The following is an 11766-nucleotide window of genomic DNA, read 5'->3' as shown; positions in this document are numbered from 1 at the left end:
TCGTGGGACAACTAGTCCTGTCAGCCTAGGTAGGGCTAGCCCATCCAGCTATGGGGGGAAACCCCCAATGTCCACCTAGGAATCACCTATCTGTAAGGTGTTTAGATATAGATTCTTTGAGACCGATTAAGAGTCTCAACTACAACATAAACACTGGATTCCCCAATTTCTCTGCCTAGGCGAGTTCCTGCCACAAAGCAGAGCCGCATTCGCCCGTGCATTAACCCGGTATTCCCCTTGATTGGGTCAGCCTACATGTTGAGCGCGCGCCCGTACACGGCCCGGGCCGCCTCGGGGAACACCTCGTTCAGCGTGGGATGCGGATACATGGTGTTGATGAGCTCGTCCACCGTGAACTCGCCACCGAGAAGCGCCACGCTGGAGGCCACCAGTTCCGTGGCCTTGGGGCCCAGGATGTGGATGCCCAGGATCTCGCCGTACTGCTTGTCGGCGACGATCTTGATGAAACCGTGGGGCTCGCCCACGATGTTGGCCTTGGCCATGGGCGCAAAGGGGAAGTTGCCCACCTGCACATCGTAGCCCTTGGCCTTCGCCGCCTTCTCGCTGAGCCCGATGGAGCCCACCTCAGGGTCGCAGTAGGTGCAGGCCGGGAAGCGGTCGTAGCGGATGGGGTGCGGATGCGCGTCCTTGCCCAGACTCTGGGCCGCGTGCTCGGCGGCCACGATCCCCTCGTCGCTGGCCACGTGGGCCAGCCAGGGCGTGCGCACGATGTCGCCGATGGCGTAGAGGCCGGGCTCCCCGGTCTGCATGAACCTGTCGATGACCACACAGCCCCTGTCCACCTGGGCCTTGGTGTTCTCCAGGCCGATGCCTTCGATCTTGGGCGCACGGCCCACGGCCACCAGCAGATGGCTGCCCACCACCTCGCCGGCGCTCTCCCCTTCCAGGTGGCAGACGACGCCGTCCGGCCGCTTCTCGATGCGGGTGATCTTGGTCCGGGTCCGCACGTCGATCTTGTAGGACTTGCGGAGGATCTTCGCCAGCTCCAGGCCGATGTCCTCGTCTTCCAGCGGCAGGATGGTCTCCATGAACTCCACCAGGGTCACCTTGGAGCCCAGCCGGCTGAACACGGATGCGAACTCCACACCGATGGCGCCAGCGCCCAGGATCACCAGGTGGGCCGGAAGTTCGGTGATGTCAAGGATGTGGTCGCTGTTGAGCACCTGGACGCCATCGGTCTCGAGGCCGGGGATGTCCTTGGGGCCAGAGCCGGTGGCCAGGATGATGCGCTTGGCCTCATGGACTTCACCTGCCACCTCCACCTTGCCGCTGCCCAGCAGCTTGCCGAAGCCCTTCAGCACCGTCACCTTGTTCTTCTTCATGAGGAACTCGATGCCCTTGGCGTTCTTCAGGACGATGCGGCCCTTGCGCTTCACGATGGCGGTCAGGTTGGGCTTGAGGGCCTTGCCGTCCACGCCGTCGATGCCGTAGGAGTCCGCGTCCTGCATCTGCTCGAAGCGGTGGGCGGTCTCCAGCCAGGTCTTGGCGGGAATGCAACCCCGGTGGAGGCAGGTGCCTCCGAGGGCTGGATCCTTCTCGACAAGGGCGGTGGTCAGGCCGAGCTGGGCAGCGCGGATGGCCGCGATGTAGCCGCCAGGACCGGAACCGATGACAAGGAGATCGAAAGAAGCCATGCAGTGCTCCAAAGAACAGGAGCTTCATGATCCCATAGGCCAGCGGTCCCCAGGAGGCCCTAGATGGGGAACATCTCCTTCACCCGCTCACGATGGACCATGATCCGCTGGAACAGGTCCCAGGCCCTGGTTCGATCAATCCCCAGGGCCCTGAGGCTCTGCCGGGTCTCGGAAGCGTGGCTGGGGTTGCTCGCATCCACTGCGAGGCGGTGCAACCCGGAGACCACGCGCAGGACGTGGAGGTTTTGCTGATCGTTCCCAGTCGGCACGGTGGGTTCGTGGTGCTCCGCGCAGATGGTTCTCAGATACGGAGGCAGGTCCCAGATGGCTTGGGCCGCAGCACCCATCTCAACATGGTTGCGCTCACACAAGGCATCTAGCGCGAGGGTGGGGAGGTTGTTGGGAACCTGGCCTGCCACCATGAGGGCGGCGAGAACCCGCAGGGACAGGGTGTGGCCGATGTCGTGGAAGATGCCGGCCAGGAACAGCTGGTGGGGCTTGCCAAGCCGACTCTGCTCCGAGAACTCGCGCGCCGCGAAGGCGATGCTGAGGGAGCCCTGGTAGAGGTCGCGCATGCGGGTGTTGAAGCGCTCCATCTCGGCCCGCAGGGAGGGGTCGAATAGGGTTCGCCCAGCGATCGCTGTGACCACCTCTCCCGTGGCCACCACACCCATCTTCATGACCGCAACCTGGAGGTCCTGGACCTCGCTCCCGCGATGATAGTAGACGGAGTTGGCCACCTGCAGCACTTGCATGGTGAGGGCCGGATCCTGGCTGATCAGACCGAGGAGTGCGGAGAGCTCCGGGTCCTCCTTCTCGAGCAGCGAGAGCACCTGGACCGCCACGGCAGGAAAGGCCGCCGGGGTCGGCGGGTCACTGGCGAAGTGCTCCTGAATCAAGGGTTGCAGAAGATCGATCAGGGTATGGGTGGATTCGCTGATGGGAGCGGGGTCCATCACCACGACCCCCTCCTCGGCAGCCTCCAGGGTGTTCCATGCCACGGCGAAGGCCTCGGTTCCTGGGGGCAGGTCCACTTCCGCACCGAGTTCCGTGTCGGTGGTGGGAAGGGCCTCATCTCCGGGGGAAACGGGCGGTGCCACCTCAGCCGAGGTCTTCCACCTTCTGGTCAACCAACCCAACATGGACCACATCCTGCGCGAGGCTCGGGGAGCAACTCTCCCTTCGGCACACGGTTCCCAGGAGATGAACTCCGATGCCGGATACGCTAGGCGTACACCAGGGCAGACCGGACTTCGAGACGGGCCGCCCTCCACTCGGCCCAGGCAGCTTTCAGTTCGGCCCGGTGGGTGGCCATCGAAGCCTGCCACTCCGCCTTCGCCTCCCGCCATACCTCGGCTTTGGCGGTCCCCTTGACCCGCCACTCGGCCTTCTTCTGGCCCCAGGCCTCATGCCGATCGTGGAGTGAAGCCAGGGCGGTATCGAGCTGAAGCCGGGCCGCAGCAAGCCGGGCCTGCATGGGAGTGGCGACGCCAGGACTGGCCAGGACCAACCGCTCACGGAGGCGCTTTTCCTCCATGTGGAGCCGCGCCCGGGTCATGGCCGCCTCAGACACTCGCCGGAACTGGCCCACCAGACCCATCCATCCGAGGAGGTTCAGCAGCCACTTGGTGGTGTCCCACTGGTACCAGAGGGCGCCGTTGCGGTAGTCCCACTGCCACTGGTGATGGAAGTTGTGGTAGCCCTCGCCGTAGGTGAGGGGGGCCAGCAGCCAGTTGTCCCGGGCCGTGTTGGCGTCGGTATAGGGGCGGCTGCCGAATTTGTGGGCTGCACTGTTGATGAAGAAGGTGGTGTGGTGCGTCAGCACGATGCGCAGCACCAGGCCGAAGACCAGGTGGCCAAGGAGGTTGCCTGTGGCGAGGCCGATCCAGAGAGGGATGGTGGCCACCACGGCCCCGATGAGGAAGTGGTGCCGGTGCTGCCACTGGACCAGGGGATCCTTCTCCAGATCCGCCACGCCTGCGATGGGCAGGGCCTTGTCCTCCATCACCCAGGTCCAGTGGGCGAACCAGAAACCTCGGCCGATGGTGTAGGGATCCTGGTCCGTGTCAACGTGCCGGTGGTGCACCCGGTGGTCGCTGGACCACTTGAGTGCCGAGTTCTCGAAGGCCGCCGCGCCCACGGAGAGAAACAGGAACCGCACGAGCCAGGAGGCCTTGTAGGCCCGGTGGCTGAAGAGCCGGTGATAGCCGCCGCTGATGGCCGTGCCGATGGCGAAGACCATGGCCAGACAGACGAGCGCCTCGCTCCACCGCAGGCCCGAGGTGGTCAGCCGCCAAGGAACGAGCACCAGGGCCAACCCCAGGGTCCCCGTGAGGAAGGTCGTGTTCAGCAGGTTCCAGCGTTTGGCCAGGGCCATTCCATTGACTCCAAAACAGAGTTCAATTCTACCCCGCCCCGTCCCCCAAGGCCCCATGCCATCCTTGCCCACCCTGCTAAACCTTCCAGCCGCGAGGCTTCTTGCTTCGGGGATGTCATCTCGGTCCGCTCCAGCCCTCACGCTCAGCAGCAGGGAAGAAGCTGGCCTGGTCGTGCGGCGGCTCTGAACCCCTGCCTGAGCGGGGACCCCCATGCATAGATGATTTTTCAACTTCTCCCACGCCAGGGTCGAAAGAAAAGGGAGAACCTCTCAAGGAGTTCCCATGCGCATGAATCACGCAACACTGCTTTGCCTACCCGCCCTCGTTCTGCCCCTGGCCGCCCAGGATGCCTCCCCGGCCGAGACTGAAACCCTGGTGAAGGAGGCCATCGCCTTCGCGAAGGCCAACGGCAAGGAGGCCGCCGTCAAGGAGATCACCAAGACCGGCGGCAAGTTCCACCGGCACGGTGGCGAGCTCTACGTCTTCATCTACGATATGGACGGCAAGGTCGTGGCCCACGGCCAGGGTGCCAGCAAGATCGGCGTGAACCAGATGAACGCCAAGGATCCCGACGGCGTGGAATTCGTGAAGGAGCGCATCAAGCTGGCCAAGGCCAAGGGCAAGGGCTGGCACGACTACCAGTACGTCAATCCCACGACCCAGAAGAAGCAGCCCAAGACCAGCTACATCGAGGTCTGGGACAACCTCATCTTCGGCGCGGGCATCTATAAGAAATAGTCATCGCCCAGCCCGTGACCTTGTCCGGGTGACGCTCCGCCGCTAAGGTAGTGGATTCCCTGCATGCCGCACTGGATCCGAACCCGACGGGGGACGCCATGAAGATCATCGTGACCGACGAGGTGACCGACGAGGGTCTAGCCCTACTCCAGCGGGACCCGCGGGTCACGCTGGACATCCGGCTGGGTCTGTCCAAGGCAGCCCTGCTGGACTGCATCGGTGAGTACGAGGCCATCATCACCCGCAGCGGCACCACGGTGGACAAGGCCCTTCTCGATGCGGCCACGAAGCTGAAGATCGTGGCCCGGGCGGGTGTCGGCATCGACAACGTGGACGTGGACTACGCCAGTTCCAAGGGCGTCATCGTGGTCAACGCCCCCTTCGGCAACACCAACAGCGCCGCGGAACACACCCTGGCGCTGCTGCTCTCGGCCTGCCGGCACATCCCCGCCGCCAATGCCAGCCTGAAGGCCGGCGAGTGGAAGCGCGCAAAGTTCACGGGCGTCGAGCTCAAGGGCAAGGTGGCCGGAGTCATCGGCCTGGGCAAAGTGGGCGGCCGGGTGGCCACGCGGCTGAAGGCCTTCGAGTGCGAAGTGCTGGGCTGCGATCCCTACATCGCCGCCAAGCGGGCCCAAGACCTCGGCGTCCGCCTGGTGGGCCTCGACGAGCTCTGCCAGACTTGCGACATCATCACCGTGCACACCCCCCTGAACGACGAGACCCGGGGCATGATCGGCGACCCGCAACTCACCCGCATGAAGCCCGGGGTCATCCTCCTGAATGTGGCGCGCGGCGGCATCCTCGAGGAAGGTCCGCTCCTCGAAGCCCTCAAGTCGGACCACGTCGCTCTGGCCGCCGTGGACGTCTGGTCGGAGGAGCCCCCGGCCACCCCGCTGCTCAAGGAACTCATCGCCCAGGAGCGCCTGGTTGTCACGCCCCACCTCGGCGCCAACACCCAGGAGGCCCAGGTCAACGTGGCCATCGACGTCTCCCGCGAGATCCTCAACCACCTGGACCGGATTCCCATGGAGAACGCCGTCAACCTGCCCCGCTTCGACCCGGCCGTCATGGACCAGATGCGGCCCTACTTCAAGCTCATGGCGGTGCTGGGCGAGTTCGGCCTGCAACTCATGAAGGGCAATCCGGACCGCATCACCTTCGGCTTCGATGGCGCCATCGCCCACCACGACTGCTCTCCGCTGACGGTCAGCGGCCTGGCCGCCCTGCTGGACCGGGTGGCGGATCAGCCCGTGAACATGGTGAACGCCGGGCTCGTGGCCGAGCGCATGGGCCTGGTGGTGGAGGAGCGCAAGTCCACCCAAGGCGGCGCCTTCTCCAACCTGGTCACCCTCAAGCTGGACGGGCCCGGCGGCTCCCGCGTCATCTCCGGCACCCTCTTCGAGGGCTCCCCCCGCATCGTGGGCCTGCGGGACTACGCCATGGACTTCATGCCCGAGCCGCACATGCTCCTGCTGAGCTACCAGGACCGCCCTGGCATGATCGGGAAGATCGGCACCGTGCTGGGCCAGCACGACATCAACATCGCTTTCATGAACCTGGGCAGGCGGGAGAAGAAGGGCGAGGCCATGGTGGTGCTCTCCGTGGACTCCCCCGTACCGCCGGCGGTGGTCGCGGAACTCTGCCGGGTCACCGAGGCCACCTTCGCCCAGGCCCTCCACCTGCCCTCGGCATAATGGAAGCCTGGAGGCTTCCTTGAAACTCATCGCCTGGGACTTCGACGGCACCCTGGTGGACAGCCGCCCCCTCATCGAGGCGGGCATGGCCCATGCCCTGGACGCCCTGGGCCAGCCGCGCTCGGTCATGGCCGAGTGGCTGAAATACGTGGGCCTGCCCGTGGAAGCCGGCATCCGCAACACCTTCGAGCCCCTTGGCCTGGACGGCCCGACGGTCCTGAAGGCCTACCGCAGCTTCGGCCATGCGGAGCACGAGCACATGATGCAGCCCTTCGCGGGCATCCCGGAGCTGCTGGCGGAGCTGAAGGGGCGCGGCCAGCGCATGGCCGTGGTCACCTCCAAGCGCCGCCTGCCCCTGCTCCGCCAGATGGCCCAGTGGGGCTGGGAGCCCCTCTTCGATCCCATCATCACGCCTGACGAAGTCACCCATGGCAAGCCCCACCCCGAGTCCCTGGAGCAGCTCCAGACCCTGACCGGTCTCGGACCGCAGGACATCCTCATGGTGGGTGACACGCCCTTCGACCTGGACATGGCCCGGGCCGCCGGGGTGCCCAGCCTGGCCGTGGGCCATGGCTTCTATTCCCAGGAGGCCCTGGCGGCCTGCGGTCCCCGGGCCTATGCCCCGGATACGGCCGCCCTGCGGGACATCCTCCTCGCCTGGAGCGACTGATGGCTGAGCTCACCCACCTCGATCCAGAAGGCCGACCCGTGATGGTCGACGTCTCAGCCAAGGCCATCACCCGCCGCGTGGCGGTGGCGGCCGGCTACCTGGAGCTGGACGAGCCGGCAGCCCAGGCCCTCGCCCAAGGCGGAGGCCCCAAGGGCGATCCCTGGTCCGTGGCCCGGATCGGCGCCGTGGGGGGCGTGAAGCGGACGGCGGACCTCATCCCCCTGGCCCACCCCCTGGCCATCGAGGCCGTGGTGGTGGCCCACCACTGGGATGCGGCCAACCGGAGGGCCTGGCTCCGAGTCCAGGTGAGCTGCGAGGGCCGCACCGGCATTGAAATGGAAGCACTGGCCGGCGTGACCATCGGGCTGCTGGTCCTCTACGACATGTTGAAAGCCGTCAGCCACCGCATGGCCATCGGCCCGGTCCGCCTCCTCCACAAGGAGGGGGGCCGAAGGGGCATCGTCACCTTGCCCTGGGCCGAGTGCCCCTGGAACCCCGGCCCCAGCGAAGGCTAGTTGGAAAACATTTGCATGTTCAAGGTTCCAGTGCCCCGGTAAGATAGGGGATTAACTGTTCCTCATTGAATGTCACCGGGGCCCTGACCCCCTCATGGAGGCCTAGCGAAGCAGGCTTTTCCGTTCCAGCCGGGAGTCCCCCATGCGCCATGCCGTTTTGACTTTAGTGCTTGCATCTCTTAGTTTAGGCCTGCAGGCCGCCCCAAAGCGAACCGCCAAGAAGGCGTCCTCCCGGCCCGCTGATGGCTCGGTCCATGTGATCAAGAAGGGCGAAACGGCCGCCCAGGTGGCCCGGGCCAACGGGCTGAGCCTGAATGAGCTCGCCGCGCTGAACCCCGGCAAGCCCTTGTCCAAGCTCGCCATCGGCACTCGGTTGAACCTCCGTTCCCCTCGCAGCTTGGCCCAGGCGGCCCCGCGAGGCGAGGACGTGAATGCTGAACCCCGGTCTCCCCTTTCGGCCCTGCCGAGCGCACCCGTGGTGGTCTCCACGCCCATGCCCCACCTCGAGCGCCTGCTGCCCTACCAGGTCCGCAGCCCCCGACCTTCCGAAGGACCCATCAGCTCGGCCCATGTCGACCCCCACCAGGCTCCCATTACCACGGCCCAGCTCCTAGCCCGCATGCAGCCGGTGATGCCGCCCGTGACCGACGCTGAACTCGCGGCCCTTCTACCCACCTACGCCCCAGCCGACCCGGAGCGACTGGACCTGCTGTGGCCCGTCGAGACCCGAACCATTAGCTCGGCCTGGGGCCCCCGCATGCGCACCAAGACCGTCCGCGTGAAGAACCAGCGGAAGAAGCGGGTGCGGTACAAGGGCCGTCATAGGGGTGTTGATCTGAATGCCCCCATCGGCACCTCGGTGTTCGCGGCCCTTGATGGGCAGGTGGTGCTCTCGGGGAAGCACAAGCAGTACGGCAACTATGTCGTGATCGAGCACGGCAATGGGGTCGCCACCCTCTACGCCCACCATCGCCTGAACCTGGTCCAGGCTGGCGAGATCGTGCGCCGCGGCCAGAAGATCGCCGAGGTGGGCCGGACCGGTAATTCCACGGGCCCCCACCTGCATTTCGAGCTCAAGGTCGACGGCGTGCAACGCAATCCTCTGCCCGTCCTGAATGACGAGGAGGAGATCCCGGCTGAAGTCGCCGCCCAGAACGCCCTGCTTGGATCGAATCCACACCGCTGAACTTCCACGCCCTCCGCGGCACAGTGATGAGAGCACGCCTCTCGATCCTCACGCGGGATCTGCTCAGGAGGCCGTGGTACACTGAGTCCTTTCGCCGTTTCGAGGTGGTCATGTCTTTGCCCCGAATTTCCCTCCAGACCTTGGGGGCCACAGTGCTTCTGGCCTTGGCCTTGGCCTGCGGCGGAAAGAGCAAGGACACCACCACCACCAGCACATCGGCCATCATCACGGGCTCTGTCACCTACTTGCGGGTCCCCCTTGCGGTCGACGCCGACGGGGTCCCCACGGGGCTGAAAGATGCCAGCGTGGCGGCCAACCTGAAGAGTCTGCCTGTCCGTGGGGTGGTACTGAGGGCCTATCAGCAGATTGAGCAGACCAAGCCCGACGGAACCAAGGAACTTCGCTGGGTGGTGGCCCGCACCACCGCCACAGACACTTCCGGGAACTACGCCATCGCAGTCACCAAGGACCGCCCCACCATGGTCGAGGTCCTCAGTTCCTTCGCAGGCGGTGGTGAGGTGCTGATCAATGTCGTCGCCGAGCCGGATGGCATCAACAGCACCACGGTGGCTCTCGACCGCCTTCGCTACGCCCTGCGAAAGGCCGCCGACGGCACTGCCCCGGCCAACAACAACACCCCGAGTTCCACGATTACCGGCGATGCCGTGGTCAATTTTTCCGTGGGCCTGAACGACGAGTGGTGGATGGTCAACCCATCCTTCAACCTCAGCAATACGGAGGCGCCGTTGACAGATCAGGCCGTGCTGGAAACCAGCGTGGCAGGGCGCACGGCCGGACTCGGCAGCGGCAGCCGGATCATGGGCATCGGCGACACCATTGCCACCTTTTTGGCCCAATACGGCTCCGCCACGCCAGGAACCAGTTTCGATATCCACTACCGGCCGGGCTGGTCCGAGCCGCGCGGCTCCTATGTGGAATACGATACGTCGAAGTTCCCCCAGTCCTTCGATTCCTCCACCGGAAAGTACCACTTCTTCGCTGCACTGCGCGGTGCTGATGACAACGACGACGCCTGGGATGAGGGGGTGATCCTGCCCATGCTGGCCAGGAACCGCCTCTATGCCAGCAACTCTGGCCGCACCTTCACGGTCGCAGCCAACCCCCTGCACCCCGCCGGGGTGGCCCTCACCGACCTGGTCCCCGACATGGCCCGCATTGAAGGCTTGGCCTATGTCATGGCCGCCAACATCCTCAAGTCCCCTTTCCTCGCCGACACCAAGGGCACGTCCCTGGCCTCACTGCTGGATATCCGGGACATCTCCGCCCTCAGCCCCGCCCAGTTGAGCCCCTACTCTGCGCCTGCCATCCGAGCCTTTGGCTGGGAGATCCTCCTCAAGGCGAATAGCCTGCCCACCCCAGGCGTCAGCTCGGACTGGGCCAAGATCGACCCACTGGCCACCCAGCGTTTCTTCCAGGCTCCAGCCTTGACGAAGATCGCCACAGAGACGAGCGATGCCCGTGACGTTGAGCCACTCAGCATCTACAACCAGCTCGACCGCCTCAAGGAAGCCAAGTCCGCCGCCGAGCCCGTGAATCTCGCTGGCGTTTTCACCGACGCGGTGCTGACCAGCCTCGCTGCGCCCTTTGGCATCACCTGGCCCCGCCCCACCACGGGGGCTGCTGCCTCCTTCGTGGCGGACTGGGGGACCAACCCCACGACCCCCTTCCCTCCCGTGGCCCTCAGCATGGCCAAGGCCACCCTGGTGAATGGCACCTATCCCAACCTGACTCCAGGCGAAGTGTTCTATGCCGGATTCAGCCTGAATGCGGACAAGCGCTGCACCCTCACCGCGACCATCGCACCCGCCCTCGGGCCGGATGCAAAACTCGAAGTGGACCTGCCCTGGATGGTTCAGACCTTCACCTTCACGGGCTCGGGTGGCACCACGGGGACGATCACCATTCCCGTGAACAGCACCCTGGTTCCCTACTACCACCCGATGCGCCTCCGCCTCAAGAGCCCCGCGACCCTCCAGCCGGATGTCGTGGTGACCTTGTCGCTCAGCCCCGCGCTCTGATTCCAGGGCCTGACATGACCTTCTCAGATGCATTGATGGTCCTGAAGGCGAAGGCACCCTTCATCCCTGAGCTGGTGATGGTGCTCGGATCCGGGCTGGGGGCCTTGGCGGACAGCCCCGAGGCGAAGGCCGGCCTGTCCATCCCCTTCACCGACCTGCCCGGATTCCCCGCACCCACGGTCGCGGGGCACGGCGGCAAGCTGGTCTTCTGCGAATTCGAGGGGCGCAAGGTGGCGCTCCAGGCGGGACGCTTCCATTTCTACGAGGGGCATCCGATGCACCTCGTGGTCGCACCCATGCGCCTCTATGGGCGCCTCGGAGCCAAGGCCGTGCTGCTGACCAATGCCGCCGGCGCCCTGAATCCGGCCTTTGGCGTGGGTGACCTCATGACCCTGACCGACCACATCAACCTGTTCGGGACGAACCCGCTCATTGGGCCGAATGTGGAACCTGGGCCGCGATTCCCCGACATGACCGCCGTCTACGACCCAGCCTTCCGTGAGCACTTGCAGGCCTGCGCCCGACAACTCGGCCAGACCCTTCGGGAAGGCGTCTACCTGGGACTGACCGGACCCAGCTACGAGACCCCCGCCGAGATCCGTGCCTTCCGCACGATGGGTGCCGACGCCGTGGGCATGAGCACCGTGCCGGAAGCCATCGTCGCCCGGCACGAGGGCATGCGGGTGGCCGGAATCTCCTGCCTCTGCAACATGGCGGCAGGGATCCTCCCCCAGGCCCTCACCCACCAGGAAGTCCTGGAGGCAGGCGCTGCCGCAGCCGATCGCTTCGAAGCCCTGATCCGCGCCTTCGTGCGGAACCTGCCGCAGTAGTCCCGGAACCCTTGACCGTGGACAAGCAGAAGCCCGGCTGAGCCGGGCTTCTGCGCGGGGG

At 65.5% G+C, this 11766-nt stretch carries 10 protein-coding genes; 7 read left to right on the top strand and 3 right to left on the bottom strand.

Annotation, left to right across the window (positions count from 1 at the left end):
• Nucleotides 1-251 precede the first annotated feature (251 nt).
• From lpdA to WAS25_RS01250, 3 genes are all read right to left on the bottom strand, one after another.
• Entirely contained in the window at nt 252-1655 is a 1404-nt protein-coding gene (gene lpdA / locus WAS25_RS01260; RefSeq protein ID WP_422309523.1) for a dihydrolipoyl dehydrogenase, read from the bottom strand.
• Between the two features lie 59 nt (nt 1656-1714).
• Entirely contained in the window at nt 1715-2755 is a 1041-nt protein-coding gene (locus WAS25_RS01255) for an HDOD domain-containing protein (protein WP_422309521.1), read from the bottom strand.
• A gap of 125 nt (nt 2756-2880) precedes the next feature.
• Nucleotides 2881-4032 (bottom strand): acyl-CoA desaturase, encoded by a 1152-nt coding sequence (locus tag WAS25_RS01250; RefSeq protein ID WP_422309519.1) that lies wholly within the window; start codon nt 4030-4032, stop codon nt 2881-2883.
• A 283-nt stretch (nt 4033-4315) separates the two neighbouring features.
• Between WAS25_RS01250 and WAS25_RS01245 the strand changes: the two genes are divergently transcribed.
• From WAS25_RS01245 to WAS25_RS01215, 7 genes are all read left to right on the top strand, one after another.
• Nucleotides 4316-4771, top strand: coding sequence for a cache domain-containing protein (locus WAS25_RS01245; RefSeq protein WP_422309517.1), 456 nt, complete (start codon nt 4316-4318; stop codon nt 4769-4771).
• A gap of 98 nt (nt 4772-4869) precedes the next feature.
• The gene (gene serA, locus WAS25_RS01240; protein WP_422309515.1) at nt 4870-6465 is read left to right on the top strand and encodes a phosphoglycerate dehydrogenase; all 1596 of its coding nucleotides are present in this window, start codon (nt 4870-4872) and stop codon (nt 6463-6465) included.
• Between the two features lie 19 nt (nt 6466-6484).
• Entirely contained in the window at nt 6485-7135 is a 651-nt protein-coding gene (locus WAS25_RS01235; protein WP_422309513.1) for an HAD family hydrolase, read from the top strand.
• The gene (gene moaC, locus WAS25_RS01230) at nt 7135-7650 is read left to right on the top strand and encodes a cyclic pyranopterin monophosphate synthase MoaC (protein WP_422309511.1); all 516 of its coding nucleotides are present in this window, start codon (nt 7135-7137) and stop codon (nt 7648-7650) included. Before WAS25_RS01235 ends, moaC begins: the two co-directional genes overlap by 1 nt.
• A gap of 142 nt (nt 7651-7792) precedes the next feature.
• A complete protein-coding gene (locus WAS25_RS01225) occupies nt 7793-8836 on the top strand; it encodes a LysM peptidoglycan-binding domain-containing M23 family metallopeptidase (RefSeq protein ID WP_422309509.1) in 1044 nt (347 codons plus the stop codon).
• Between the two features lie 110 nt (nt 8837-8946).
• Nucleotides 8947-10875: a hypothetical protein gene (locus WAS25_RS01220; RefSeq protein ID WP_422309507.1), complete on the top strand. Its 1929-nt coding sequence runs from the start codon at nt 8947-8949 to the stop codon at nt 10873-10875.
• Between the two features lie 14 nt (nt 10876-10889).
• Nucleotides 10890-11705 (top strand): purine-nucleoside phosphorylase, encoded by an 816-nt coding sequence (locus WAS25_RS01215; protein WP_422309505.1) that lies wholly within the window; start codon nt 10890-10892, stop codon nt 11703-11705.
• The last annotated feature ends 61 nt before the right edge of the window (nt 11706-11766 follow it).

Source organism: Geothrix sp. (assembly GCF_049292215.1).
Taxonomy (GTDB): domain Bacteria; phylum Acidobacteriota; class Holophagae; order Holophagales; family Holophagaceae; genus Geothrix.
This window is presented reverse-complemented; position numbering and strand designations above follow the sequence as displayed.

What these genes read in the sequence shown, in the direction of transcription:
- lpdA (WP_422309523.1), bottom strand. Translation starts at nt 1,655, where the DNA reads ATGGCTTCTTTCGATCTCCTTGTCATCGGTTCCGGTCCTGGCGGCTAC.
- WAS25_RS01250 (WP_422309519.1), bottom strand. Translation starts at nt 4,032, where the DNA reads ATGGCCCTGGCCAAACGCTGGAACCTGCTGAACACGACCTTCCTCACG.
- WAS25_RS01245 (WP_422309517.1), top strand. Translation starts at nt 4,316, where the DNA reads ATGCGCATGAATCACGCAACACTGCTTTGCCTACCCGCCCTCGTTCTG.
- serA (WP_422309515.1), top strand. Translation starts at nt 4,870, where the DNA reads ATGAAGATCATCGTGACCGACGAGGTGACCGACGAGGGTCTAGCCCTA.
- moaC (WP_422309511.1), top strand. Translation starts at nt 7,135, where the DNA reads ATGGCTGAGCTCACCCACCTCGATCCAGAAGGCCGACCCGTGATGGTC.
- WAS25_RS01225 (WP_422309509.1), top strand. Translation starts at nt 7,793, where the DNA reads ATGCGCCATGCCGTTTTGACTTTAGTGCTTGCATCTCTTAGTTTAGGC.
- WAS25_RS01220 (WP_422309507.1), top strand. Translation starts at nt 8,947, where the DNA reads ATGTCTTTGCCCCGAATTTCCCTCCAGACCTTGGGGGCCACAGTGCTT.
- WAS25_RS01215 (WP_422309505.1), top strand. Translation starts at nt 10,890, where the DNA reads ATGACCTTCTCAGATGCATTGATGGTCCTGAAGGCGAAGGCACCCTTC.